Origin of the sequence: Lysobacter brunescens (assembly GCF_042677005.1) — a bacterium.
GTDB classification, from domain to species: domain Bacteria; phylum Pseudomonadota; class Gammaproteobacteria; order Xanthomonadales; family Xanthomonadaceae; genus Lysobacter_I; species Lysobacter_I brunescens.
Genome location: NZ_JBHTIF010000001.1, coordinates 154,277 through 178,705 on the forward strand (window position 1 = coordinate 154,277; position 24,429 = coordinate 178,705).

Below are 24,429 nucleotides of genomic sequence, written 5' to 3' on the forward strand. Positions count from 1 at the left end.
TCGCCCGCAGATGCGCATGCGCCGCGCGGATCGCGGCGACGCCAGCACATTTTTCCGATGTCCCTGCAGACATAACGAATCGCCATGATCACGGGCGTCCATCACGATTCACGGTTGCGCGACGCATTCGCACGAGCCGTGCGCTGCAGGACAGCAATGCATGCAATCGACTGTTTCGTCGCTGGATTTCGCGGACAGGCGCCGGCACGCACACGCGGGACCACGCGCCATGCCGAAAACGATCGCGACGCTTCATGCCCGGATGCCTGCTGCGGCGCAAATTGACACCGGTGGTCATTCAGCGGTGAATGCCGCCTGCCACGACGACGCGCGCAGGCATTCGCGGAGCGCGGCAGCGGAACAGGGATTCCCCCATCACTTCCAGCAGGGAGACGCTCATGCACACCCTTCGCAACGCCCTCATCCAGCGACGCCCCGGTCTTCTGGCCAGCCTGGTCATGCTCGGCCTCGCCTTCGCGGGCAACGCCAGCGCCCAGGCCATGGGTTACGCGGCAGGCACCACCGGCGGCGGCGGCCGCACGCCCGTCAACGTCAGCACCCCCGATCAGATGCGCGCCGCGATCAACGCCTACAGCGGCACCGGCGGACTGGTGCTGAACTACACCGGTCGCTTCAGCTACAGCAGCATCACCGATGTCTGCGCGCAGTGGCAGAAGGCGCCGAACGTGGTCGAGATCAAGGACAAGAGCGACATCACCATCCTGGGCGCGGCCGGGTCATCGGCGAACTTCGGCATCTTCATCGTCGGCAACTCGAAGAACATCATCGTCCGCAACATGACCATCGGCCTGCTGCCAGGCGGCGAAGGCGCGGACTCGATCACCGTCGAAGGCCGTGGCAGCGGACGCATCCCGTCGAAGATCTGGATCGACCACAACACGATCTTCGCCTCGCTGACCAAGTGCCCGGGCGCGGGCGACGCCAGCTTCGACGGCGGTATCGACATCAAGCGCGGCGCGTTCAACGTCACGCTGTCGTACAACCACATCCACACCTACCAGAAGGTCTCGCTCAACGGCCACAGCGACAGCTCGACCGAACACAGCGCCGCGCGCACGACCTACTACCGCAACCGCTTCGAGAACGTGCAGTCGCGCCTGCCGCTGCAGCGCTTCGGCCTGACCCACATGGCCAACAACTACTTCGGCAACGTCTCGACCTCGGGCATCAACGTGCGCATGGGCGGCGTGTCGCTGATCCAGGCGAACTACTTCGAGAACGTCGCCAATCCGGTGACCTCGCGCGACAGCTCGCAGATCGGCTACTGGGACCTGCGCAACAACTTCGTCGGCAGCGGCATCACCTGGACCTCGCCCGGCAGCGGCGGCGTGAACGCGACCAACTGGCAGACCACGCGCGCCTTTCCGGAAGCCCTGCCCTACAGCCTGCAGATCGCCCCGGCCGCACAGGTGAAGTGCATCGTGTTCAGCACCGCCGGTGCGAACACCAACCTGGCGACCACCGCGCCGCAGTGCGGTTGATGCCGTGACGCAGAAAAGCAGACACCCCGCTCGCGCGGGGTGTCTGCTGCGTTATGCATGAGGCGCTCACTCGTCGCGAGAAGCCGACTTCGCGCGCGTGGCGCCTCGGCTTCCCGACGCCTTGCGCGGAGTCTTCTTCGCCGCCTTGCCATCCGCGTGCGCATCGCCAGCATCGCCATCACGATCGGCCGTGCGATGCACAGTCAGCTTCATCGGCGTCGACGCCGCCTTCGCATCCGCACGCCTGCGATGGAAGCGATAGGCCAGCACACCGGCACCGACCACACCCAGAGTGATGGCGAGCGCGGGGTTGCGACGAGCCAACGTCGTCGCCGCGCGAAGTCCTGTCTTCGCGACGCCGAGCATCGCACCGGCCTCCAGCAGTTTCGGCAGACTCGACGCGCCCGACCCGAGGGCCTGTCGCGCATGGGTCACGAGGCTCGTGCCTCGCTCGGAAAGACGATCGATGGTGCTCATGGCGATCTCCTGCGATGGATGAGACGACCTGCGCCGCGTGATGGCGGCGACAGTGGGTGTGCGTATCGATTGTCGACGCCATCCGCCGCGACTCAAGTGCATCGCATGTCGCGAACACACCGGCATTCAGTTTCGCAGCGCGACACGCATGGCGTGCCGCGCTTTTCGTGCAGGCTGCACAGGCATCGTGGATCCTGCACGGCCGTCACGTCGGCCAGCCCCGCAGATCAGCCCGCGAACTTGTCCGTCGCGCGGACCAGCGCGTCGATGTTCTCGGCTTCGAACGCGGAGTGGCCGGACGCGGGGGTGATGACCAGTTCGCCGGCGGGCCAGACCTTGTGCAGGTCCCAGGCGTTCTGGATCGGGCAGACCACGTCGTAGCGGCCGTGCACGGTGACGCCGGGGATGTGCGCGATTTTGCGGGCGTCGCGCAGCAGTTGGTCCTCGACCTCGAAGAAGCCGCCGTTGACGAAGTAGTGGTTCTCGATGCGCGCGAAGGCCAGCGCGAAGTGCGCGTCTTCATGACCGGCGACGAAGTCCTGGTCGACATGCAGGAAGCTGGTGGCGCCTTCCCACACGCTCCACGCGCGCGCGGCGGCGAGGCGGGTCGCCTCGTCTTCGCTGGTCAGGCGGCGGTGGAACGCGGAGATCAGGTCGTGGCGCTCGACCGGCGGAATCGCGTTGACGTAGTGCTCCCACGCATCCGGGAACAGGCGCGACGCGCCTTCCTGATAGAACCATTCCAGCTCCCAGCGACGCAGCATGAAGATGCCGCGCAGGACCAGTTCGGTGACCCGCTCCGGGTGAGTTTCCGCATACGCCAGCGCGAGCGTGGAGCCCCACGAACCACCGAAGACCTGCCAACGCTCGATGCCCAGATGCGTGCGCAGTTTTTCGATGTCGGCGACCAGGTCCCAGGTGGTGTTGCCGACGAGGTCCGCATGCGGCGTCGAACGGCCGGCGCCGCGCTGGTCGAACAGGACGATGCGGTATTTCGAGGCATCGTGGAAGCGGCGCATCTTCGCGCTGCAACCGCCGCCCGGGCCGCCGTGCAGGAGGACGACCGGCTTGCCGTGGGGGTTGCCGCACTGCTCGTAGTAGAGGACGTGGCGGTCGTCGACCTGCAGGGTGCCGGTGTCGAAGGGTTCGATCTCGGGATAGAGCGTGCGCATGGGCGATCTCGGAAGTCGGGGGATGCGAAACGAGCGCGCAGTGTAGCGGAGGGGTCAGCCGGGCCAGCGGCCCGAGCTCACCCGATCCCGGTCTTCGAGATCGCGATCGGTCCTGACCTCGCTGAAGCCCGCAGCGTCGAGGATGTCGCGCACCGCCTCGCCCTGGTCCCAGCCGTGTTCGAGCAGCAGCCAGCCGCCCGGCAGCAGGTGCGCGGGCGCCTCGCGGACGATGGTGCGGATCGCATCCAGGCCATCGCGGCCCGAGGACAGGGCCGGCGCGGGTTCGTGGCGGAGATCGTCGAGATGCGGATCGCCCTCGGCGATGTAAGGCGGGTTGCTGGCGATCAGGTCGAAGCGCTCGCCGGCCAGCGGCGCCAGCCAGTCGCCCTGGCGGAATTCGACGTTGACCAGCCCCAGCTCGGACGCGTTGCCCCTGGCCACCTCCAGAGCACCCGGACTGAGGTCCACCGCGATCACCCGGGCACGGCGGCGCTCGTGCGCCAGCGCCAGCGCGATCGCCCCGCTGCCGGTGCCGAGGTCGGCCAGCCGGGGCGCCGTCGCCTCCGGCGGGATGCGGGCCAGGGCCAGCTCGACCAGCAATTCGGTCTCGGGCCTGGGAATCAGGGTGTCGGGCGTGACCCGCAGGTCGAACGACCAGAAACCGCGCCGCCCGGTCAGGTAGGCCACAGGCTCGCCCGCCGCGCGTCGCGCCAGCAGGGCACGGAAGCGCTCGGCATCGACGGCCTCGACCTGATCGTCGCGATGGGCATACAGCCAGGACCGCGAGCGGCCCAGAACGTGGGCGAGCAGGAGTTCGGCATCTGCGGCGTCGAGTGCGGGATCCCGGGCGTCGGGGGCCTGCAGCAGCGATTGCACGGTGGCGACGGGCATCTCGATTCCGGACATCAGGGGCGGGCCTGCCCTTGATCCGGGCCGGGCGCGGAAGCATATCGGAAAGGCCGCGACGGACTGCAGACCCAAACGATAGGCAACGACTATTGATTCAATTGCGCCAATTCATTGGATGTATCAATAGATGCTGCCTAAACTAGCCACCATTGCGATTGATGCACCCTTTCTTCCCACCCATTACCCACCACCATCGAGGAACACGATGTCCCTGATCAACACCCAGGTCGTCCCCTTCAAGGCCACTGCCTTCCACAACGGCGAATTCGTCCAGGTCTCCGACGAGTCCCTGAAGGGCAAGTGGTCGGTCCTGATCTTCATGCCGGCCGCCTTCACCTTCAACTGCCCGACCGAAGTCGAGGACGCGGCCAACAACTACGCCGAGTTCCAGAAGCTGGGTGCCGAGGTCTACATCGTCACCACCGACACGCACTTCTCGCACAAGGTGTGGCACGAGACCTCCCCGGCGGTGGGCAAGGCCCAGTTCCCGCTGGTCGGCGACCCGACCCACCAGCTCAGCCGCGCCTTCGGCGTGCACATCGAGGAAGAAGGCCTGTCGCTGCGCGGCACCTTCGTGATCAACCCGGAAGGCGTGATCAAGACCCTCGAAATCCACGACAACGCCATCGCCCGCGACGTGACCGAGACCCTGCGCAAGCTCAAGGCCGCCCAGTTCGTCGCCGCCAACCCGGGCCAGGTCTGCCCGGCCAAGTGGAACGAAGGCGCCAAGACCCTGAAGCCGTCGCTGGACCTGGTCGGCAAGATCTGACGCAGTACCGCATCAACGCCCGGACGGATCGTGCAGTCCGTCCGGTGCGTCGCAAGGCCGTTCCACCGCTTACGTTCCACGCGTGTTCCACCCCCGCAGTACCTCCGTAGCGCAACCTCCAAGGCCTCCCGGCGAAGTCCGCTTCGCCGGGACCGCCCTCCCGCCGACGCACCGCGTCGTTCGCAGCAGCGGCCTGTGCCCTCGGGCGCCCTGCCGCACCGTTCTCTTCCGGTATCGCGAGTCCTTCCCTCTCGCGAATGCGCCCGCCCAGGCCCCGCAGGCCGCTGCTGCGAACGCCGTCTCTCCCCCCATCCGTATTTCCGCGAGGCCCCGGCCATGCTCGATTCCGATCTGAAAGACCAGTTGCAGGCCTACCTGCAGAAGCTCACCCGTCCGGTCGAACTGGTCGCCGCGCTCGACGACGGCGAAGGTTCGCGCGAGCTGCGCGAACTGCTGGTCGAACTGACCCAGCTCTCGGACAAGGTGTCGCTGCGCGAAGCGCGCGAACCAGGCGACCGCGTGCCGTCGTTCGCCATCGCCAGCCCGGCCGCGGGCCACGACATCTCGCTGCGCTTCGCCGGCACGCCGCTGGGCCATGAATTCACCTCGCTAGTGCTGGCGCTGCTGCAGGTCGGCGGCCATCCGCCGAAGCTCGATGCGGCGACGATCGACCGCATCCGTGCCCTCGAAGGCGACTACGCGTTCGAGACCTTCTTCTCGCTCGACTGCCACAACTGCCCCGACGTGGTGCAGGCGCTGAACCTGATGGCGGTGCTGAACCCGCGCATCCGCCACGTCGCGATCGACGGCGCCCGCTTCCAGGACGAGGTCGCCGCGCGCGAAGTGATGTCGGTGCCGGCCGTGTTCCTCAACGGCGAAATCTTCGCCTACGGGCGCATGGGCATCGACGAGATCCTCGCCAAGCTCGACGCCAGCGGTGGCGCGCGCGCAGCGGCGGAACTGTCGGAGAAGGCGCCGTACGACGTGCTGATCGTCGGCGGCGGCCCGGCCGGCGCGGCGGCAGGCATCTACGCCGCGCGCAAGGGCATCCGCACCGGCATCGTCGCCGAGCGCTTCGGCGGCCAGGTGCTGGACACCATGGCGATCGAGAACTTCATTTCCGTGCCCGAGACCGACGGCCCGAAGCTGGCCGCCGCGATGGAGCGCCACGTGCGCGACTACGAGGTCGACATCATGAACCTGCAGCGCGCCGAACGCCTGCTGCCGGCCGGCGACGATGGCCTGGTCGAAGTGCAGCTGGCCAGCGGCGCCTCGCTGAAGTCGAAGACCGTGTTGCTGTCGACCGGCGCGCGCTGGCGGCAGATGAACGTGCCCGGCGAGGAGCAGTACCGCAACAAGGGCGTGGCCTACTGCCCGCACTGCGACGGCCCGCTGTTCAAGGGCAAGCGCGTGGCGGTGGTCGGCGGCGGGAACTCCGGCGTGGAGGCTGCGATCGACCTGGCTGGCATCGTCGAGCACGTCACCCTGATCGAGTTCGACAGCAAGCTGCGCGCCGACGAGGTGCTGCAGCGCAAGCTGCGCAGCCTGCCGAACGTGCGCGTGATCGTCTCGGCCCAGACCACCGAAGTGCTGGGCGACGGCCGCCGGGTCAACGCGCTGGCCTACGTCGACCGCACCACCCACGAGGCCCACGTCGTGCCGCTGGAAGGCGTGTTCGTGCAGATCGGCCTGCTGCCCAACACCGAGTGGCTGAAGGGCACGGTCGAGTTGACGCCGCGTGGCGAGATCATCATTGACGACCGCGGCCAGACCTCGCTGCCGGGCGTGTTCGCGGCGGGCGACGCGACCACGGTGCCCTACAAGCAGATCGTCATTGCGATGAGCGAAGGCTCGAAGGCGGCGCTGTCGGCGTTCGACCACCTCATCCGGCACAGCGCGCCCGCGGAAAGCGCCGTGGCGCAGGCAAGCTGAACGACCGGGTTGACCTGTCGTGGCGCGTTCGTCGCCTGCGGTGCCAACCTGTCAGAAGGGACAGTACCCGGCATGCGCATGCGTCGTCGAAAGTCGGAGGCGGATCGCACCCGCCCGCGCAGGACATGCGGCTGGCCGGCGCGCACTGCATGCATGACATCCTGAACACCGCGCCGGTCCCTGACGGGACCGGTCCCCGATACGATGGCAAGCGCGTTCATCGTATCGATGCGGCCCGCAAGGCCGCGCCATCGGACCGCCACGCGGCGGCCCGCACGTCGAGGAGACTGCGCCGATGAACCTGCGCGACCTGAAGTACCTGGTGGCCCTGGCCGATCACAAGCACTTCGGTCGTGCGGCGGCGGCCTGCTTCATCAGCCAGCCCACGCTGTCGACCCAGATCAAGAAGCTCGAGGACGAGCTGGGCATCTCGCTGGTCGAACGCGCGCCGCGACGCATCATGCTAACCCCCGCCGGGCGCGACGCCGCCGAACGCGCGCGCCGCATCGTCGCCGACGTGGAGGAAATGAAGGAAGCCGCGCGCCGCAGCCGGAATCCCGAGGCCGGCACGGTGCGCCTGGGCATCTTCCCGACCCTGGGCCCCTATCTGCTGCCGCACGTCGTGCCGCAGGTGCGCAGCCGGTTCCCGGCGCTGGAGCTGCTGCTGGTCGAGGAAAAGACCGAGGTCATCCTGCGCCAGCTGCGCGAGGGCCGGCTCGACGCCGGCGTGCTGGCGCTGCCACTGCACGACGAACAGCTGCACGTGGAATCCCTGTTCGAGGAGCCTTTCGTGCTCGCGGTCCCCGAGGCGCACGCGCTGGCCCGCGCGCCCGGTCCGCTGACGATGCAGGACCTCAGCCAGGAAAGCCTGTTGCTGCTCGAAGACGGCCACTGCCTGCGCGACCAGGCGCTGGACGTGTGCCACATGGCCGGCGCCGGGGAGAAATCCGGCTTCCGCGCGACCTCGCTGGAAACCCTGCGGCAGATGGTCGCGGCGAACGTCGGCATCACCCTGCTCCCGGCCCTGGCGGTCAAGCCGCCGGTGGCGCCGGCCCAGCACATCCGCCTGCTGCCGTTCCGCGACCCGCCCCCCAGCCGGCGCATCGCGATGGTCTGGCGGCGCAGTTCGGCGATGGCCGAATTCCTGTCGCGCCTGGCCGAGGTCTTCCGCGCGCTGCCGCCGGACCTGCTCGACACCGATCACCTGCAGGCCACGGCACCGACGCCGTTCGTGCGCGCGCAGCGCTGAGCAGGACGCAGCGCGCAGTCTCCGCGCTATCCTCGACGCCGGGCATCGTCGCCCGGCTCCGTCGATCGCAGGACACCGTTCCCCATGCATCCCGAAGGCATGCGTCTCAAAGGCTCGCAGACCGAAGCCAATCTGAAACTCGCGTTCTCCAGCGAGGCCCAGGCCAACCGTCGCTACCTGTACTTCGCGCAGAAGGCCGACATCGAAGGCCTCGCCGACGTGGCCATGGTGTTCCGCTCCACGGCGGAGGGCGAAACCGGGCATGCGCACGGCCACCTCGAATATCTGGAAGTCTGCGGCGACCCGGCCACCGGCCTGCCCTTCGGCGACACCGCCAGCAACCTGCGCAGCGCGATCGCAGGCGAAACCCACGAATACGCCGACCTGTACCCGGGCATGGCGAAAGTGGCGCGCGATGAAGGCTTCGACGAGATCGCAGACTGGTTCGAGACCCTGGCGAAAGCCGAACGCTCGCACGCCAACCGCTTCCAGAAAGCGCTGAACGCGCTCGACTGAACGCGTCGCGCCATGCAGCCGCTCACCCGCGCCGACCTGATGCCGCTGGAAACCTATGCCGTCGAACGCCCGGCGTTCCGCGCGCGCGTGCTGGCGCACAAGCGGGCACGCCGGCTGTCGCTGGGGGCGCACGCCACGCTGCTATTCGAGGACCGCCTGACGGTGCAGTACCAGGTGCAGGAGATGCTGCGGATCGAGCGCATCTTCGAACCCGCCGGGATCCAGGCCGAGCTGGACGCCTACAACCTGCTCGTGCCCGGCGGCGGCGACCTGCGCGCGACCCTGCTGATCGAGTATCCGGACGCGGCGCAGCGACGCGATGCGCTGGCCGCGCTGGGCGGCATCGAGCATGGCGTCTTCGCCGAAGTCGACGGCCTCGGTCGCGCGACCACGCATGCCGACGAGGACCTGCCGCGCAGCACCGATGCGCGCACCGCCGCCGTGCATTTCCTGCGCTGCGCCTTCACTGCGGACGCGATCGCCGCGCTGCGCGCCGGGGCCGGACTCGCCTTCGGCATCGACGATGCGCGCATGCCGCTGCGCGTCGACACCACGCCTGCGCTGCGCGCGGCGCTGCTGCGCGATTTCGACTGAGTCCGTTCCGATGCCCGCTGCGATGCTCCGCTGGCTGCTGATCTTCATCGTCGTCGCGGCCGGCGCCTGGTGGTTGGGCGCGCCCGATCCCGTAGCCAGCGCGCCGGCCGGCGCCACGCTGCGCGCGACCGGCTGCCCGTTGCCGATACAGCGCGTGGGCGACGATGGCACGTTGCAGAGCGATGCCCCCGGCGACATGCCCGGCTTCGCGCTCGCCGACGCCAGCGCCGAGCCGCTGGCCGGTTTCAGCGTCGCCGCACGCGTGCTGGCGCGCGAGGATTACCGCCACGATCGCGAAGCGCGCTACGCGCCGCTCGACCTGGCCCTGGCCTGGGGCCGCATGCGCGACGACCAGGTGCTCTCGCAGCTGGACATCTCGCAGTCCGGACGCTTCTACCGCTACCGCTGGCAGGGCGAACCGCCGCTGCCGCCGGACGAACTCATTCGCAGCAGCGCGAACATGCATCTGATTCCCGCCGACGACACCGTGCGTGCCGCGCTCGACGACATCGACGCGGACGACCGCGTGCGCATCGACGGCTGGCTGGTGCAGGTGCGCGCCAGCGATGGCTGGCAGTGGCGCAGCTCGCTCACCCGCGAAGACAGCGGCGCGGGCGCCTGCGAAGTGGTCTACGTCTGCGCGGTGACGCGCTTCTAGAGCGTGTCCAGCCGTCCCCCGAACGAAGACGCCCCCCGCGCAGCGCGCGGAGGGCGCCGGGGAACGGCATGCAACCGCGTCGATCAGCGACGGGCGATGCTGGCGGAGGTCGGCTCGGGCATCGCCGAGCTGTGGTGGTTCATGATCTTCCACTCGCCGTCGATCTTCTCGTACAGGTAGGTGTAGCGCGCCTGCACCTTGACCGGCTTACCGTCCTTGGTGAGGGTGAAGGTGTAGACGCCCGCGTCCAGCGCGGTGTCGGCGTCGAGCATGCGGATCTCGCGATCGTCGATGACGCCCTGCGGCTTGGCCTTGAGGAAGTCGACGAAATAGCGCTCGATCGCGGCCGGGCCGACACGCACTTCGTTGGAGACGGTCGGCTGCAGCACGCCGTTCTGCGCGTACAGCGCGGCGACCTGCTTCGGCTTGCCGGTCGCCAGGGCGGCGTTCCAGCGGTCGAACAGCGCCGCGATCTCGCGGGTCTGGGCATCGTTGTGGGTCTTGCCCTTGTGGTCCTTGGCCACGGCCGTACCGGCGGCGAGGGACAGGCTGAGACACAGGGTGGTGGCGAGCATGCGCATGCGGATCTTCCTTCTGTGGGAGGGTCAAGGGACTTTGTGGGACTGCGGGCCGGAACGGGTGTCCGGAACACGGGGCCAGTGTCCCGGCGCCGCGCTTGGCAACCGTCTGCCGACCGGCGTACATTGGGCTATGCCGAACAGCAGACACGCCCCCCCCCGCCCCATCGCCGGCGAATGGCGCGCCTCCCTGCGCCGCGACGCCGGCGACACCACCCGCCTCCGCTGCCTGCTCGCTGCTGCCGAAGCGCTGCCGTCGATCACCGATCCCGCCCAGGCCCGCGAGCGCCTGCTCGCGGCCGCGCTGTCGCTGCACGCGGCGCGCGACGGCGTGGTGCTCGGCCTGCGCGGCGACCGCTGGCAGGTGCTCGCCGCCGAAGGCCGCGCACTGCCGCCCGGCGCCAGCCTGCCCGGCGGCTGGCCCGGCGCCCCGGCCGACGTCATCGCCGCGCGCGCGACGCGGGCCCTCGACTGGTGGATGGGCCCGCGCACGCCGATGCGGATGATCGAAGCGCCCATCGCGATCTGCGGCGAAACCCACGGCGTGCTGTCGATCGCGATCGCGCCGGAAGCGCCCTGCCCGGAAGACGACCGCCGCGCGCTCGGCGCTCTGGCGGCGATGCTGGCGGCGCATGTCGTCGCGACCGCTCCCACGCCACGCCGGACCCGGCGCAGCGCCGACCCGCGCCTCGCCAGCCTGACCCGGCGCGAACGCCAGGTGCTGGCCCTGCTGCCGCGCGGACTGACCAATGCCGCACTGGCCGAGGAGCTGGGCATCGCACCGGGCACGGCCAAGGTCCACGTCGAACGCATCCTCCACAAGCTGGCGCTGGCCGACCGCACCCAGGCGGCCGTGTTCGCGATGCGCCAGGGGGTGGCGACATGAGCGCGGGCACCGGCATGGGTCCGCTGGCCGCCGCGCGCCGCTGGCTGGCCGGTTCGATGCTGCGCAAGAGCTTGGCGGCGGTGGCTCTGCCGATGCTGCTGCTGGTCGTGGCGGTGGTGGCGATCGGTCGTCTCGAACAACAGACCGCGCGCGCCGAGCAGGATGTGCGCCGCACCCTGCAGGTGCTGAGCGACCTGCATGAGGCGCACAGCCTGCTGGCCGAAACCGCCGCCGCTCTGCGCGGCTACCGGCTGGTGCGCCGCGACGCCTTCCTCGATCCCTACCGCCTCGCCGAACCGCGTCTGCAGGAGCTGCTCGACCGCCTGCAGCGCGAGATCACCGATCCGGTGCAGGCCGCACGGATGGCGCGGGTGCGCCCGCTGTTCGAGGAGAAGATGCAGGGCTGGCGCGAACTGCTGGCGCCGGACCTGCAGCCGGACGCGGAACGCCGCCAGCTGATCCAGGGCAAGGCCAAGCTCGACATCCTGCGCGCCGAATTGCGTGCGATGCGCGAGTACGAGACCAGCCAGCTCGAACGGCGCACGCGCACGGCGCAGCTGTTGCGCCAACGCAACCTGGTCATCACCCAGATCGCGACCGTGCTGGCCGGCCTGGGCGCAGTGGCGGCCGTGATGTGGTTCACCTCGGGCCTCGCGCGGCGCGCACGGCGGCTGGCGATGGACGCCTCGCGTCTGGGCGAAGGCGAAGCGCTCGCCCCCGACGCGCACGGCAACGACGAACTCGCCCAGGTCGCGATGCGCCTGGCCGACGCCAGCCGGCTGCTGGCGGAACGCGCGGCGGAAACCCGTCGTGCCCGCGAGGACGCCGAAGCGGCCAACCAGGCGAAGACCGAATTCCTCTCGCGCAGCAGCCACGAACTGCGCACGCCGCTGAACGCGATCCTCGGCTATGCCCAGGTGCTGGAAGAGGACCTGGCCGGCCGCGACGGACACCGCTACGCGCAGCGCATCGTGTCCGCAGGGCGCCATCTGCTCGGCCTGATCAGCGAACTGCTCGACATCGCCAGGATCGAAGCCGGCCGGCTGGACCTGGCGCCGGAAGCCGTGGATCTGCCGACGGTGCTCGGCGAAGCGGTGGCGCTGGTGCAGCCCAACGCCGACGCGCGCGGCGTGTCGATCGCCGTGCATGCCGACGCGGCCACGGTCGAAGCCGACCCGCAGCGGCTGCGCCAGGTGCTGGTGAACCTGCTGTCGAACGCGATCAAGTTCAACCGCGAGCAGGGACGGGTCGAGGTGGTGTCGTCGGTGGCGGCCGGACGCGTGCGGATCGAAGTCCGCGACGAAGGCCCCGGCGTGCCGCCGGAGCGTCGCGCGCGGCTGTTCGTCCCCTTCGAACGCCTCGGTGCGGAACGCTCCGCCGTGGAAGGCACCGGCCTGGGCCTGGCGGTGAGCAAGCACCTGGTCGAAGCGATGGGCGGCGAAGTCGGGTTCGACGACGCCCCGGGCGGCGGCGCCTGCGTGTGGCTGGCGCTGCCGCTGTCCTCGCGCGCACCGGCCGCAGCGCACGAGGCCGCGCCGGCGCGCGATCGCGCAGCGCAGACGCCGCGTCACGTGCTCAGCGTGGAGGACAACCCGTCCAACCAGGCCCTGATCGAGACCCTGCTGTCGCGCCGAGCGGGCTGGCACCTGCGCCACGCCGACACGCTGGCAGCCGCACGCGAGGCGCTGGCGGCGGAGGCGCCCGACCTGGTGCTGCTGGACCTGCACCTGCCCGACGGACGCGGCGAACAGCTGATCGCGCACATGCGCGCCTCAGGGCGCTGGGCCCGCATCCCGGTGGTCGCGGTCACCGCTGACGCCACCGACGCCACCCTCGCCGCCGCGCGCGCGGCGGGCGCCGACGAGGTCATCACCAAACCCATCGACGTGGCGCGCTTCCACGCCACCCTCGCACGGCTGCTGGCATGAATCGCGACGACGTGTTCGCCTCCCGGATCCTGCTCGTCGACGACGAAGACGCCAACCTGCGCCTGCTCGAAGACCTGCTCGCGCGCGAAGGCTTCCACCAGGTGGTCGCCACCACCGATCCGACCCGGGTCGCCGACCTGGTGCGCGCGTTCTCGCCGGACCTGGTCCTGCTCGACCTGAAGATGCCGGAGATGGACGGCTACGCCGTGCTGGAGGCGCTGGGCCGCACGCTGGATCCGCGCGACTTCCTGCCGGTGATCGTGCTCACCGCCGACCCCAGCCGCTCCGCCCGGCATCGCGCGCTGGGTCTCGGCGCGAAGGATTACCTGACCAAGCCCTTCGACCCGTTCGAAGTCGCCCTGCGCGTGTGGAACGCGCTCGAAACACGGCTGCTGTTCAAGGAACTCCGCGCCCTGCTCCCGGAACACGCGGCACCGCCGCGCTGGACGGGTGGCTGAGCGCAGCCGGAATCGCTTCGCGTTGCCCACCCTGCCCCGAGAAAACATGCTTCCGATGCATCGAAGCGCTCGCCCCCTTTTCCAAAGGGGGCCTGGATCACCGCTGCAATCAGCCGGCCAGCCCCACCGGACAACTCACGCCCGTGCCGCCAAGACCGCAGTAGCCCCCCGGATGCTTCGACAGGTACTGCTGGTGCTCGTCCTCGGCGTAGTAGAACGTCGGTGCCGGCTGCACGATTTCCGTCGTGATGGCACCGTAACCGGCTGCGGTCAGACCGGCCTGGAACGCATCCCGGCTGGCCAGCGCCGCCGCATGCTGCGCCTCGGTGCTGCTGTAGATCGCGGAGCGGTACTGCGTCCCGGTGTCGTTGCCCTGGCGCATGCCCTGGGTGGGGTCGTGGTTTTCCCAGAAGGTCTTCAGCAGCGCGTCGAAGGCGACCTGCGCGGGGTCGTAGACCACCAGCACCACTTCGGTGTGGCCGGTCTCGCCGCTGCAGACCTCGCGATAGGTCGGATTCGGCGTGTAGCCGCCCGCATAGCCGACCGCCGTGGTGAACACGCCCGGCAGCGACCAGAACTTGCGCTCGGCGCCCCAGAAACAGCCCATGCCGAACTGCGCCTGCGACAGGCCCTCGAAGGCGTCGCGCAGCGGACGACCGTGGACATGGTGGACGTTGCGCAGGGGCATCGCCTCGCTGCGGCCCGGCAGGGCGCGGTCCGGCGACGGCATGCGCTGTTTCCACGCACCGATTCCCAGCAGCGACTCGAACATGCGGATTCTCCTTCGTTGAGGGCGACGCGGCGGCTCAGGCCGTGTTGGCGCGCGGCGCGAACACCGCAGGCGCCACGTTCACCCGGTTGCGGCCGGCACGCTTGGCGGCGTACAGCGCCTTGTCGGCGCGATCCACCGCCGCGTGCGGCTGCTGTTCGCCCGGCGACTGCGAGGCCACGCCGATGCTGACCGTGAGCCCGAGCGACAGTTCCTGGTGTTCGATGAGGGTCGATTCAAGCGCGACGCGGATGTTTTCGGCGACGGCGCGCGCCATCTCCGATTGCCGGCCGGGGAGGATGACGAGGAATTCCTCGCCGCCGTAGCGACCGAACACGTCTTCCTCGTTCAGCTGCTCGTTGATGATCCGCGCCACTTCGCGCAGGCAGTGGTCGCCGCAGGCGTGGCCGTGCTGGTCGTTGATCGACTTGAAACGGTCGATGTCGACGAACAGCACCGACAGCGGCGCCGACTTGCGCCCGGCCTCCTGGAAGGTGCGCAGCAGCGCCTGGTCGAGGCTGCGGCGGTTGAGCGCACCGGTCAGCGCATCGACCTCGGCGGTGTAGCGCAGGTGCAGCGCGGCGATGGCCTCGTCGGCCTGGAGCAGGGCCAGCCGCGCCAGTTCGCGCACCACGGTCAGCTCGTCGGGATGGAAAACGGTCGCGCCCGCGCGCTCCAGCACGATCAGTCCCCAGCCCGGCGGCCGCACCGGCAACGCCACCAGCGCCTCGATCGCCACCGGCACCGCGCCGCCGGTCTTGGTCACCGGGCGCTGCAGCTCCAGGCTGCCGGCCATCTGCCGGCGCAGGGTCTGCAGGCGCTGGCCGATGGTGTTCTCGATCTCCGCCAGGTACGACGCCGGCTGCACCACCAGGGTGTCGCGTCCGTGGTAGCCGCGCGCCGCCGCCACCGCCGTGGTGGTCGGCACCACGCGCCGGAGGTGCTCCAGCAGCAGCCGGAACACGATCGGCTGGATGGCGTCCTCCTGCGCGCCGCGCAGCGAGGTCTGCAGCGCGGTGAGCAGTTCGGTGCGCACCGCCTCGCGGTACATGCGCCGCTCGGAATCGGCGCGCGCGCGCTGTTCGCGGTCGCGCTGCTCGCGATACCGACTGATGCGGCTGATCAGGCCCACGCCCAGCATCGCCGCGCACAGCATCAGGCCCGCCTGGTAGCCGTAGAGCGTCCACAGGGTGCCGCCAAGCACGCCGCGCGCGGCGAGTTCCCACGCGAGCATGCCCGCGCCCAGCGCCAGCACCGACAGCAGCACGGGCGCGGCCAGCGGCACCCGGCGACGCCAGGCATCCACCGTGATCACCACGCCGGCGACGCAGCCGCCCAGCCAGGCCAGCGGCATGAACCACGCGGAGAAGCCGTCCAGCGCCTGCCGCCAGGCCAGCAGCACGCCGGCCACCAGCAGCAGGAACACGCAGGCGTGGTTGAGCGCCGATTCCAGCAGCGGCCGCGACTGGCGGGTCTCGGCGTAGTCGAGCAGCACCCACAGCGCGGCCACTTCGAACACCAGCGACATCGCATGCATGCCCGCGCCGCCCAGCACCAGCGTCAGGCCGAAGGGATCGAACAGATAGGCATGGCCGTCGAACGCCGCCATCAGCAGGCCCGCCGACAGGCAGAACACGAAGTACCAGAGGAAACTCTGGTCGCGCGAGGCGAAGAACAGGGCCAGCCCGACCACGCCCAGCGTGAACACGCTGGCGTAGCCGAAGGCGTTGAGCAGGGTCGTGCGCTGCACCTCGCGGTCGTAGCGCGCCTCGGTCATCACCTCCGGCTGCAGCGCGGTGGTGCGCAGCGCGGTGGCGGACAGCTGCAGGCGGATCTCGCCTTCCCAGGTGGACGGCAACCGATAGGCATAGCCGACCGGCAGCGGCACGTGCTCGGCATCGGGACGCAGGAAGCTGCGCTCGCCGCCCCGCCACACGCCGTCGACATCCACCTTCAGGGATTCGACCGGCACCCGACGCATCCACAGCACCCACTGCGGCGATTCCGGCGTACGCGGCGGGATCTCGAAGCGCAGCTCCGCGCGTGCGGTGCGGGTGGCCTCGTCCACGCCGAGCAGGAGGGCGCGGCCCTCGTGGCCCAGCGCGGGCAGGCGCCCGATGTTGTCCGGCTGGGGGATCACCGAAAGCGGCAGCGGCGCCACGCCCTCGTCCGGCAGGTGCGCACCCGGCATGAAGGCGTTCGCCAGCGCGAGCAGCACCAGCACCGCCAGACCGACGGCACGGAACCAGCCCAGGGGCTGTTCGATGCGGGCCATGCTCGTGCTCATCCGCGCGGGCCGGTCCCCCGGGCACGCCGGTTCCCCGGTGCGATGGCCGGGCAGGCGGGCGCGCGCCAGCGAACCGCGGAAACCTCGCCCGCAGGCAGATGGTCGTTGTCGATCATCGCGCGCCCCCCTTGTTCACCGATGCCCCGCTGCGGCCTGCTCCGCCGGCATGCCTGCGTCGCGGCCCCCCGGATCCGGTGACGGCAGGATCCGATCAAAGCGTTCCACCCTACCACCGCCCGGCGACGGCTGGCAGCGCGGGCCCGCAATCCCGATTGCAAAGTGAGACCGGATGCCGTTGACCACCGGTGGCGCGATGATCGACTGCGCCGTCGCGCTCCCGGGCCGGCGAACCCATCCCGCCTGATAAACTGCGGGTTTTCGCAGCCCCACCGCCGATGACCCTGGACGCCACCCCGGACACCGCCGCCGACCACGCCCCCGAGCGCCGGCAGGACTTCATTCGCCAGATCGTCCGAGACGACCTGGCCAGCGGCAAGCACGCCGCCATCCGCACCCGTTTCCCGCCCGAACCCAACGGCTACCTGCACATCGGCCACACCCGCGCGATCTGGACCGACTTCGGCATCGCCCAGGAGTTCGGCGGCCGCTGCAACCTGCGCCTCGACGACACCAACCCGGCGAAGGAAGACCCCGAATACGTCCGCGCCATCCAGGACGACGTGCGCTGGCTGGGCTTCGAATGGGCCGAGCTGCGCCACGCCTCCGACTACTTCGAGGTGTTCTACCTCGCCGCCGAGAAGCTGATCCGCCAGGGCGATGCCTTCGTCTGCGACCTCGACGCCGACGAGGTCCGCGCCTATCGCGGCAGCCTGACCGAACCCGGCCGCGAATCGCCGTACCGCAACCGCAGCGTCGAAGAGAACCTCGACCTGTTCCGGCGCATGCGCGCGGGCGAGTTCCCGGACGGCGCGCGCACCCTGCGCGCGAAGATCGACATGACCAGCGGCAACATCAACCTGCGCGATCCCGCGCTGTACCGCATCAAGCACGTCGAACACCAGAACACCGGCAACGACTGGCCGATCTACCCGATGTACGACTACGCGCATTCGCTGAGCGATTCGGTCGAAGGCATCACCCATTCGCTGTGCACGCTGGAGTTCGAGGACCACCGCCCGCTGTACGACTGGTGCGTGGACAAGGTCGACCTGCCGAACCATCCGGAGCTGATCGCGCCGCTCGTCGCGAAAGGCCTGCCGTTCGAGGCCGCCAAGCCGCGCCAGATCGAGTTCTCGCGCCTCAACATCAACTACACGGTGATGAGCAAGCGCAAGCTGATGACCCTGGTCGACGAAGGCCTGGTCGACGGCTGGGGCGACCCGCGCATGCCGACCCTGCAGGGCATCCGTCGCCGCGGCTACACGCCCGAAGCGCTGAAGCTGTTCGTCTCGCGCCTCGGACTGTCGAAGCAGAACTCGCTGATCGATTTCTCGGTGCTGGAGAACACCCTGCGCGAGGATCTCGATTCGCGCGCGCCGCGCCGCATGGCCGTGCTCGACCCGCTGAAGTTCGTGCTGACCAACCTGCCCGAAGGCCATGAGGAAACGCTGACCTTCTCCAATCATCCGAAGGACGAGTCCTTCGGCCAGCGCAGCGTGCCGTTCGCACGCGAGCTGTGGATCGAGCGCGAGGACTTCGCCGAGGTGCCGCCGAAGGGCTGGAAGCGCCTCGTGCCGGGCGGCGAAGTGCGCCTGCGCGGCGCCGGCATCGTGAAGTGCGACGAGGTGGTGAAGAACGAGGCCGGCGAGATCGTCGAACTGCGCGGCACGCTCGATCTCGAATCGCGTCCCGGCATGCCCGGAGCCGACCGCAAGATCAAGGGCACGATCCACTGGGTCAGCGCGGCGCACGCCGTCGAAGCCGAAGTGCGTCTCTACGACCGTCTCTTCACCGTCCCCAATCCGGATACGGACGAGGACGGCAAGACCTATCGCGACTACCTGAACCCGGACTCGCGGCGCAGCGTGCGCGGCTACGTGGAACCGGCCGCCGCCAGCGCCGCACCCGAGCAGGGCTTCCAGTTCGAGCGCATGGGCTATTTCGTCGCCGACCGCTTCGACCATCGCAGCGACGCGCCGGTGTTCAACCGCAGCGTCACCCTGCGCGACACCTGGGCCGCAGGCGGCTGACGCGGCCCGCTGCAGGTTCGAATCCCCCTCTCTCCGCCAGACCCGTCCAGGAGATCACCGCATGCGCACGACCGTCGTCCTCGCCACCCTGGTGTTCGCGCTGTCGCTGATCGGCTGCACCGCGCCCTCGGCCACGCCCGAATCGCCTGCCGCACCCGAGGCGCCAGTCGCGGCGCAACCAGAACAGCCGGCCCAGCCTGCGCAGCCGGCGACACCCGAGCCGGCCACGCCGCCGGTGGTGGCCGAACCGGCACCGGGCAGCGCGCCTGCGGCATCGCCGATCGCCGGCGCGCTCCAGAGTCCGAGCCGCGCCTGCAAGGTCGACGCGGACTGCGCGGTGAAGAACGTCGGCAACTGCTGCGGTGCGTTCCCGATGTGCGTGAACAAGGACGCGAAGACCGATCCCGCCGCCGTGCAGGCGCAGTGCGCGAAGGACGGCATGGCCTCGGTCTGCGGCTTCAAGGAGATCAGCGGCTGCCAGTGCGTGCAGGGCACGTGCCAGGACATCGCCGACGGCGCGCAGGTGATGTGATGCTGTACGCGCAGGTCCATCTCACCCTGCCCGCCTGGGTCCACGACGCCGTCGACACTTCGCGCGCCTACGCCAGCGATGCCGACAAGGTCGCGCTGGCCGTGGCGCTGTCGCGCGGCAACGTCGAACATGCCAGCGGCGGCCCTTTCGGCGCAGCGGTGTTCGGCCCGGACGACCGCATCGTCGCCGTCGGCGTGAACCGCGTGCTGCCGCACAGCTGCTCGGTCGCGCATGCGGAGATGATGGCCTACATGCTCGCGCAGCAGCGCACCCAGCGCGCGCGCCTCAACCGCGACGCGGACGACCGCGCCGTCGGCCCGATCACCCTGGCCACGTCCTCGCAGCCCTGCTGCCAGTGCTACGGCGCGACGATCTGGGCCGGCATCGATCGCCTGCTGATCGGCGCCCGCGCCGAGGATGTCATGGCGCTGACGCCCTTCGACGAAGGCCCGCTGCCCGCCGACTGGATCGGCGAGCTGGAAAAGCGCGGCATCGCCGTGACCCGCGACATCGAGCGCGACGCCGCCTGCGACGTGCTGCGCGCATACGGCAGCGGCGGCGGTTCGCTGTATTGATGCAGGGCCTTCTCTGCTACTGCCGCGCCGGTTTCGAGCCCGAACTCGCCGCCGAACTCACCGAACGCGCCGCCGAGGCCGGGCACGCCGGCTATGCGCGTACCGAGCGCAACAGCGGCCATGCGCTGTTCCTCTGCGAGGAAGCGGATGCGCTGTCTGAAGCACTGCCCTTCGCCGACCTGATCTTCGCGCGACAGAAACTGCAACTGATCGCCGAACTGCGCGGCCTCGACCCGAAGGACCGCATCACGCCGATGCTCGAAGCGCTGGGGATGTTCTGTGGGAGCGACGCAAGTCGCGATCCGAGCGCCAGAACATCCTCCGAAGGGACATCGCGACTTGCGTCGCTCCCACAAAAGAACACATTCGGCACCCTCGTCGTCGAGCATCCCGACAGCGACGAGGCCAAGCCGCTCGCCGGGCTCGCGCGCAGCTTCGGCAACGCGCTGCGTCCGGCGCTGCGCAAGGCCGGACTGCTCAGCGCGCAGGACAACGATCGCCTGCCGCGCCTGCACGTCTGCTTCGTCGATGGAGACCACGCCTTCCTCGCGACCAGCGATCCGCGCGACAGCGCGCCGTGGTCGATGGGCGTGCCGCGCCTGAAGATGCACGCGGACGCGCCCTCGCGCTCGGCGCTGAAGCTGGAGGAAGCCATCCTCACCCTGCTCACCGCGGACGAGCGCGCGACGCTGCTGCGCGAAGGCATGCGCGCCGCCGACCTCGGCGCCGCACCCGGCGGCTGGACCTGGGTGCTGACCCGGCACAAGCTGCAGGTCACCGCCATCGACAACGGTCCGCTGCGCCCGCACGTGATGGACACCGGACTGGTGCAGCACCTGCGCGCCGACGGTTTCGCCTGGCACCCGACGAAACCACTGGACTGGATGGTCTGCGACATGGTCGAGCAACCCTCGCGCGTCGCCGGCCGCATGGCGGAGTGGTTCCGTGAAGGCTGGTGCCGGCACGCGATCTTCAACCTCAAGCTGCCGATGAAGAAGCGCTGGCAGGAAACCCGGCTCTGCCTCGACCGCTTCGCCGCGCAGGCCGGCAAGCCGCTGACCATCCGCGCGAAGCAGCTCTACCACGACCGTGAAGAGATCACGGTGTTCGCGACGCCTGCGGGGCGCTAGGATCGGACTTCGATCTGCACCTCGCCGCTTCCATGACCGAACTGCTCCCGCCCCACCCCGCCATCCCCGCCGACGTCCACGCGGACATCCTCCGCCGCCTGCAGCGCGCCGAGGAAGAACACGGCGTGCGCATCCTGCTCGCGGTGGAATCCGGCAGCCGTGCCTGGGGCTTCGCCTCGCCGAACTCCGATTACGACGTGCGCTTCATCTACGCGCATCCGCCGGCGTGGTACCAGGCCGTGGACCTGGAAGAGAAACGCGACGTCATCGAATACCCGATCGTCGACGACATCGACCTCAACGGCTGGGACGTGCGCAAGGCGCTGCGCCTGCTGTGGAAGTCGAACCCCGCCTTCGTCGAATGGGCGCAGTCGCCGATCCGCTACATCGTGCGCGGCGGTTTCGCGGACGCGGCTCGCCAGCTGCTGCCGGAGGTCTATTCGGTCGAAAGCGGCATGTACCACTACCGCAGCATGGCGAAGAACACCGAACGCGCCTATCTGCGCGAACCGCAGGTCTCGCTGAAGAAATACTTCTACGCGCTGCGTCCGCTGCTGGCGGTGCGCTGGCTGGAACGCTACGGCACGCCGGCGCCGATCGAGTTCGACAGGCTGCTGCACCTGATCGAGGACCGGGCTGACCTGTGCACGGCGATCGACGACCTGCTCGCGCGCAAGCGCCAGGCACCGGAGACCTGGGTCGGCGACGCCGTGCCGGTCATCGGCGCGTTCGTGACCGAGGAACTGGCGCGTCTGGAATCGATGCAGCCATCGGTCGAACGCCGGCCATCGGCGCTGCCTGCGTTGAACGCGCTGTTCCACACCGTCCTGTCGGAATGACGGGCTTCCGGGCTGTCACGTCCGTCTGTTAAGTTGACGGCATGGCCGTCGGCATCCTCCTCATCACCCATCCCGGCATCGGCAGTGCCCTGGTCGACGTTGCGACCCGGATCCTGCGTCAGCTGCCGCTGAAGACCGAAGCGTTCGAACTCGCGTTCGACGCCGACGTTTCGCTCGCCCTGCCCCAGGCCAGCGCCGCCCTGCGTCGCGTCGACGCCGGCGAAGGCGTGCTGGTCCTCACCGACCTGTACGGCGGTTCGCCGAGCAACCTCGCCGCGCAGGTCGCGCGGCTGGGTACGCCGGTGCGCCGCGTCTCGTCGCTCAACCTGCCGATGCTGCTGCGGGTGATGAACTACGCCGACCTGCCGCTCGACGAACTGCCTGCGGTCGCCGCCGCAGGCGCGCGCAACGGCGTGCGCATGGACGACGCCTGACCATGACACACCACCTCCCCACCCACCTCACCACTCGCCGCACCCGCACCGGACCTTCGCCATGATCGAACGCGAACTGCCCATCCAGAACCGCCTCGGCCTGCACGCACGCGCCACCGCAAAACTGGTCCAGACCGTCTCCGGGTTCCGCTGCGCCGCCACCGTCTCGGCCAAGGGCCGCGAAGTGAACGCCAAGAGCATCATGGGCGTGATGCTGCTCGCGGCAGGCCACGGCAGCACGGTCGTGGTCCGCACCGACGGCGAGGACGAAGCCGCGGCGATGGACGCCATCGTCTCGCTGTTCGAACGCCGCTTCGACGAGGACAGCTGATGCGACGAATCCTCTCCGGCCATGGGGCATCGCGCGGCAGCGCACTGGGACGCGCACGCGTCCGCCTGCCGCACGTGCTCGACGTGGCCGAGGAGCGACTCGATGCCGAACTCGTCGACGACGAAATCGAACGCCTGCATGCCGCCATCGACGTGGTGCGCGGCGAGATGCGCGCCCTGCACGACCGACTGCACGGCGCGATGGCGCACGAAGTCGGCGAGTTCCTCGACCTGCACGCGCTGCTGCTGGACGATCCCGAGCTGATCGCCGGCCTCGACGACCTGATCCGGACCGGCCGCTACACCGCCGACTATGCGCTGCGCCTGCAGCGCGACCGCATCGCCGCCGTGTTCGCCGGCATGGACGATGCCTACCTGCGCACGCGCATCGACGACATCGACCAGATCGTCGGCCGCATCCACGCCGCCCTGCACAAGCGCGACGCCGACCTGCAGGGCATCGCCGGCGACATCCTGGTCACCGACAACGTCTCGCCATCCGAGCTGGTGCAGCTGCACAGCCAGGGCGTGATGGCCGTGGTCACCGCCGCCGGCAGCCCGCTGTCGCACACCGCGATCCTCGCCCGCAGCCTGCACGTGCCGCTGGTGATCGGCGCGGCGCAGGCGCTGCAGAAGGTCAACGACGGCGACGTGCTCGCGGTCGATGGCGGCAGCGGCCTGGTGATCCTCGAACCCGATGCCGACGACCTGCGCGCGCATCGCGCGCGGGTGCAGGAGCACGCCCGCGAGCGCAAACAGCTGCACCGCCTGCGCCGGGAACCCACGCGCACTCTCGACGGCGTCGACATCAGGCTGTGGGCGAACGCCGAATCGCGCGAGGACGTGGCCGAAGCGCATGCGCTCGGCGCGGCCGGCGTCGGCCTGTACCGCACCGAATTCCTGTTCATGCAGCGCCCCGCCGATGCGCGCATGACCCTGCCCGACGAAGACGAACAGTTCCGCGCCTACCGCGATCTGGTGCTGGGCATGACCGGGCGCACGGTGACCATCCGCACGCTCGACATCGGCGCGGACAAGGCCGACGGCACCGCGCTGGCGCTGCCCGGCGAACCGAACCCGGCGATGGGCCTGCGCGGCGTGCGCCTGTCGCTGGCCCGCGACGCGCTGTTCCGCACGCAGTTGCGCGCCATCCTCCGTGCCAGCGCCTACGGCCCCGTGCGCGTGCTGATCCCGATGGTCAGCGGCCGCGAGGAAGTGATCGCGGTGCGTGCGCGGATCAAGGACGTGCAGCGCGAGCTCCGCACCGAGGGCTTCGCCATCGCCGAGAGCCTGCCGGTCGGCGCGATGATCGAAGTGCCCTCGGCCGCGATCGCGCTGCAGACCTTCATCGGCGACGTCGACTTCCTGTCGATCGGCACCAACGACCTGGTGCAGTACCTGCTCGCCGCCGACCGCAACAACGACGCCCTGGGCGAACTGTATTCACCGCTGCATCCTGCGGTGCTGCGCCTGATCCACGGCGTGATCCGCGCCGCGCGCACGCACGACAAGCCGGTGGCGGTGTGCGGCGAGATGGCCGGCGACCCGCTCTTCGCCCCGGTGCTGCTGGCCCTGGGCCTGGAGGAATTCAGCCTGCATCCGGGCACGCTGCTGGAACTGCGCCGCGCGATCCGCAGCTTCGATCTCGCCTGGCTGCGCGCCCGCAGTGCGTCGCTGCTGCGCGCCCGCGACAGCGCCTCGATCCAGCGCTGGCTGGCCCAGGCGACGGGCTGATCGGCCAGAGCGCGAACACGG

At 69.8% G+C, this 24,429-nt stretch carries 23 protein-coding genes and 1 pseudogene; 18 read left to right on the top strand and 6 right to left on the bottom strand.

The window, feature by feature from the left end; genetic code table 11:
• The first annotated feature begins 458 nt into the window (after positions 1–458).
• Positions 459–1,502 (top strand): pectate lyase family protein, encoded by a 1,044-nt coding sequence (locus ACFQ0E_RS00660; RefSeq protein ID WP_386823986.1) that lies wholly within the window; start codon positions 459–461, stop codon positions 1,500–1,502.
• A 66-nt stretch (positions 1,503–1,568) separates the two neighbouring features.
• Here ACFQ0E_RS00660 and ACFQ0E_RS00665 read toward each other — a convergent pair whose 3' ends face one another.
• From ACFQ0E_RS00665 to prmC, 3 genes are all read right to left on the bottom strand, one after another.
• A complete protein-coding gene (locus ACFQ0E_RS00665) occupies positions 1,569–1,979 on the bottom strand; it encodes a hypothetical protein (RefSeq protein ID WP_386821781.1) in 411 nt (136 codons plus the stop codon).
• 227 nt (positions 1,980–2,206) lie between these two features.
• On the bottom strand, positions 2,207–3,151 hold the full coding sequence (gene pip, locus ACFQ0E_RS00670; RefSeq protein WP_386821782.1) for a prolyl aminopeptidase: 945 nt from the start codon (positions 3,149–3,151) through the stop codon (positions 2,207–2,209).
• 54 nt (positions 3,152–3,205) lie between these two features.
• Positions 3,206–4,042: a peptide chain release factor N(5)-glutamine methyltransferase gene (gene prmC, locus ACFQ0E_RS00675; RefSeq protein ID WP_386821783.1), complete on the bottom strand. Its 837-nt coding sequence runs from the start codon at positions 4,040–4,042 to the stop codon at positions 3,206–3,208.
• 223 nt (positions 4,043–4,265) lie between these two features.
• Here prmC and ahpC point away from each other — a divergent pair, with 223 nt between their 5' ends.
• The 6 genes from ahpC (at position 4,266) to ACFQ0E_RS00705 (ending at position 9,778) form a co-directional block, all read left to right on the top strand.
• Positions 4,266–4,829, top strand: a complete 564-nt coding sequence (gene ahpC, locus ACFQ0E_RS00680; RefSeq protein WP_386821784.1) for an alkyl hydroperoxide reductase subunit C — start codon at positions 4,266–4,268, stop codon at positions 4,827–4,829.
• Between the two features lie 336 nt (positions 4,830–5,165).
• Complete coding sequence (gene ahpF / locus ACFQ0E_RS00685; protein ID WP_386821785.1) at positions 5,166–6,761, top strand: alkyl hydroperoxide reductase subunit F; 1,596 nt, start codon at positions 5,166–5,168, stop codon at positions 6,759–6,761.
• A gap of 295 nt (positions 6,762–7,056) precedes the next feature.
• Positions 7,057–8,010 carry a LysR substrate-binding domain-containing protein gene (locus ACFQ0E_RS00690; RefSeq protein WP_386821786.1) on the top strand — a complete coding sequence of 318 codons (954 nt, stop codon included), beginning with the start codon at positions 7,057–7,059 and terminating at the stop codon, positions 8,008–8,010.
• Between the two features lie 99 nt (positions 8,011–8,109).
• The gene (locus ACFQ0E_RS00695; protein ID WP_386821787.1) at positions 8,110–8,526 is read left to right on the top strand and encodes a rubrerythrin family protein; all 417 of its coding nucleotides are present in this window, start codon (positions 8,110–8,112) and stop codon (positions 8,524–8,526) included.
• A gap of 12 nt (positions 8,527–8,538) precedes the next feature.
• A complete protein-coding gene (locus ACFQ0E_RS00700; protein WP_386821788.1) occupies positions 8,539–9,120 on the top strand; it encodes a DUF3501 family protein in 582 nt (193 codons plus the stop codon).
• A gap of 22 nt (positions 9,121–9,142) precedes the next feature.
• Positions 9,143–9,778, top strand: coding sequence for a hypothetical protein (locus tag ACFQ0E_RS00705; protein WP_386821789.1), 636 nt, complete (start codon positions 9,143–9,145; stop codon positions 9,776–9,778).
• 83 nt (positions 9,779–9,861) lie between these two features.
• Here the strand turns inward: ACFQ0E_RS00705 and ACFQ0E_RS00710 are convergent, their stop codons facing one another.
• Complete coding sequence (locus ACFQ0E_RS00710; protein ID WP_386823988.1) at positions 9,862–10,353, bottom strand: SgcJ/EcaC family oxidoreductase; 492 nt, start codon at positions 10,351–10,353, stop codon at positions 9,862–9,864.
• A gap of 136 nt (positions 10,354–10,489) precedes the next feature.
• On the opposite strand from ACFQ0E_RS00710, the gene ACFQ0E_RS00715 reads away from it, so the two are divergent.
• The 3 genes from ACFQ0E_RS00715 to ACFQ0E_RS00725 are packed head-to-tail and all read left to right on the top strand — an operon-like array spanning position 10,490 to position 13,628.
• Entirely contained in the window at positions 10,490–11,242 is a 753-nt protein-coding gene (locus ACFQ0E_RS00715; protein WP_386821790.1) for a helix-turn-helix transcriptional regulator, read from the top strand.
• Positions 11,239–13,170: an ATP-binding protein gene (locus ACFQ0E_RS00720; protein WP_386821791.1), complete on the top strand. Its 1,932-nt coding sequence runs from the start codon at positions 11,239–11,241 to the stop codon at positions 13,168–13,170. Before ACFQ0E_RS00715 ends, ACFQ0E_RS00720 begins: the two co-directional genes overlap by 4 nt.
• On the top strand, positions 13,167–13,628 hold the full coding sequence (locus tag ACFQ0E_RS00725) for a response regulator (RefSeq protein WP_386821792.1): 462 nt from the start codon (positions 13,167–13,169) through the stop codon (positions 13,626–13,628). Before ACFQ0E_RS00720 ends, ACFQ0E_RS00725 begins: the two co-directional genes overlap by 4 nt.
• A gap of 109 nt (positions 13,629–13,737) precedes the next feature.
• Here ACFQ0E_RS00725 and msrA read toward each other — a convergent pair whose 3' ends face one another.
• Entirely contained in the window at positions 13,738–14,388 is a 651-nt protein-coding gene (gene msrA / locus ACFQ0E_RS00730) for a peptide-methionine (S)-S-oxide reductase MsrA (protein ID WP_386823990.1), read from the bottom strand.
• A 46-nt stretch (positions 14,389–14,434) separates the two neighbouring features.
• Positions 14,435–16,672, bottom strand: a complete 2,238-nt coding sequence (locus tag ACFQ0E_RS00735; protein WP_386821793.1) for a sensor domain-containing diguanylate cyclase — start codon at positions 16,670–16,672, stop codon at positions 14,435–14,437.
• A gap of 407 nt (positions 16,673–17,079) precedes the next feature.
• On the opposite strand from ACFQ0E_RS00735, the gene ACFQ0E_RS00740 reads away from it, so the two are divergent.
• From ACFQ0E_RS00740 to ptsP, 8 genes and pseudogenes are all read left to right on the top strand, one after another.
• Positions 17,080–18,834: a glutamine--tRNA ligase/YqeY domain fusion protein gene (locus ACFQ0E_RS00740; RefSeq protein ID WP_386821794.1), complete on the top strand. Its 1,755-nt coding sequence runs from the start codon at positions 17,080–17,082 to the stop codon at positions 18,832–18,834.
• A 235-nt stretch (positions 18,835–19,069) separates the two neighbouring features.
• A pseudogene (locus ACFQ0E_RS00745) lies at positions 19,070–19,333 on the top strand (hypothetical protein); the annotation flags it as partial.
• Positions 19,334–19,365: 32 nt separating this feature from the next.
• Positions 19,366–19,941, top strand: a complete 576-nt coding sequence (locus tag ACFQ0E_RS00750) for a nucleoside deaminase (RefSeq protein WP_386821795.1) — start codon at positions 19,366–19,368, stop codon at positions 19,939–19,941.
• Positions 19,941–21,071 carry a 23S rRNA (cytidine(2498)-2'-O)-methyltransferase RlmM gene (gene rlmM, locus ACFQ0E_RS00755; protein ID WP_386821796.1) on the top strand — a complete coding sequence of 377 codons (1,131 nt, stop codon included), beginning with the start codon at positions 19,941–19,943 and terminating at the stop codon, positions 21,069–21,071. Before ACFQ0E_RS00750 ends, rlmM begins: the two co-directional genes overlap by 1 nt.
• A 32-nt stretch (positions 21,072–21,103) precedes the next feature.
• Complete coding sequence (locus tag ACFQ0E_RS00760; protein WP_386821797.1) at positions 21,104–21,910, top strand: nucleotidyltransferase domain-containing protein; 807 nt, start codon at positions 21,104–21,106, stop codon at positions 21,908–21,910.
• A gap of 41 nt (positions 21,911–21,951) precedes the next feature.
• Positions 21,952–22,344, top strand: coding sequence for a PTS sugar transporter subunit IIA (locus ACFQ0E_RS00765; protein WP_386821798.1), 393 nt, complete (start codon positions 21,952–21,954; stop codon positions 22,342–22,344).
• A gap of 61 nt (positions 22,345–22,405) precedes the next feature.
• Complete coding sequence (locus ACFQ0E_RS00770; RefSeq protein WP_137850206.1) at positions 22,406–22,675, top strand: HPr family phosphocarrier protein; 270 nt, start codon at positions 22,406–22,408, stop codon at positions 22,673–22,675.
• A complete protein-coding gene (ptsP, locus tag ACFQ0E_RS00775) occupies positions 22,675–24,408 on the top strand; it encodes a phosphoenolpyruvate--protein phosphotransferase (protein WP_386821799.1) in 1,734 nt (577 codons plus the stop codon). Before ACFQ0E_RS00770 ends, ptsP begins: the two co-directional genes overlap by 1 nt.
• Positions 24,409–24,429: the final 21 nt, after the last annotated feature.

Coding starts and splice junctions, on each gene's coding strand:
- ACFQ0E_RS00660 (WP_386823986.1), top strand. CDS start 459: ATGCTCGGCCTCGCCTTCGCGGGCAACGCCAGCGCCCAGGCCATGGGT.
- ACFQ0E_RS00665 (WP_386821781.1), bottom strand. CDS start 1,979: ATGAGCACCATCGATCGTCTTTCCGAGCGAGGCACGAGCCTCGTGACC.
- pip (WP_386821782.1), bottom strand. CDS start 3,151: ATGCGCACGCTCTATCCCGAGATCGAACCCTTCGACACCGGCACCCTG.
- prmC (WP_386821783.1), bottom strand. CDS start 4,042: ATGCCCGTCGCCACCGTGCAATCGCTGCTGCAGGCCCCCGACGCCCGG.
- ahpC (WP_386821784.1), top strand. CDS start 4,266: ATGTCCCTGATCAACACCCAGGTCGTCCCCTTCAAGGCCACTGCCTTC.
- ahpF (WP_386821785.1), top strand. CDS start 5,166: ATGCTCGATTCCGATCTGAAAGACCAGTTGCAGGCCTACCTGCAGAAG.
- ACFQ0E_RS00690 (WP_386821786.1), top strand. CDS start 7,057: ATGAACCTGCGCGACCTGAAGTACCTGGTGGCCCTGGCCGATCACAAG.
- ACFQ0E_RS00695 (WP_386821787.1), top strand. CDS start 8,110: ATGCGTCTCAAAGGCTCGCAGACCGAAGCCAATCTGAAACTCGCGTTC.
- ACFQ0E_RS00700 (WP_386821788.1), top strand. CDS start 8,539: ATGCAGCCGCTCACCCGCGCCGACCTGATGCCGCTGGAAACCTATGCC.
- ACFQ0E_RS00705 (WP_386821789.1), top strand. CDS start 9,143: ATGCTCCGCTGGCTGCTGATCTTCATCGTCGTCGCGGCCGGCGCCTGG.
- ACFQ0E_RS00710 (WP_386823988.1), bottom strand. CDS start 10,353: ATGCTCGCCACCACCCTGTGTCTCAGCCTGTCCCTCGCCGCCGGTACG.
- ACFQ0E_RS00715 (WP_386821790.1), top strand. CDS start 10,490: ATGCCGAACAGCAGACACGCCCCCCCCCGCCCCATCGCCGGCGAATGG.
- ACFQ0E_RS00720 (WP_386821791.1), top strand. CDS start 11,239: ATGAGCGCGGGCACCGGCATGGGTCCGCTGGCCGCCGCGCGCCGCTGG.
- ACFQ0E_RS00725 (WP_386821792.1), top strand. CDS start 13,167: ATGAATCGCGACGACGTGTTCGCCTCCCGGATCCTGCTCGTCGACGAC.
- ACFQ0E_RS00735 (WP_386821793.1), bottom strand. CDS start 16,672: ATGGCCCGCATCGAACAGCCCCTGGGCTGGTTCCGTGCCGTCGGTCTG.
- ACFQ0E_RS00740 (WP_386821794.1), top strand. CDS start 17,080: ATGACCCTGGACGCCACCCCGGACACCGCCGCCGACCACGCCCCCGAG.
- ACFQ0E_RS00750 (WP_386821795.1), top strand. CDS start 19,366: ATGCTGTACGCGCAGGTCCATCTCACCCTGCCCGCCTGGGTCCACGAC.
- rlmM (WP_386821796.1), top strand. CDS start 19,941: ATGCAGGGCCTTCTCTGCTACTGCCGCGCCGGTTTCGAGCCCGAACTC.
- ACFQ0E_RS00760 (WP_386821797.1), top strand. CDS start 21,104: ATGACCGAACTGCTCCCGCCCCACCCCGCCATCCCCGCCGACGTCCAC.
- ACFQ0E_RS00765 (WP_386821798.1), top strand. CDS start 21,952: ATGGCCGTCGGCATCCTCCTCATCACCCATCCCGGCATCGGCAGTGCC.
- ACFQ0E_RS00770 (WP_137850206.1), top strand. CDS start 22,406: ATGATCGAACGCGAACTGCCCATCCAGAACCGCCTCGGCCTGCACGCA.
- ptsP (WP_386821799.1), top strand. CDS start 22,675: ATGCGACGAATCCTCTCCGGCCATGGGGCATCGCGCGGCAGCGCACTG.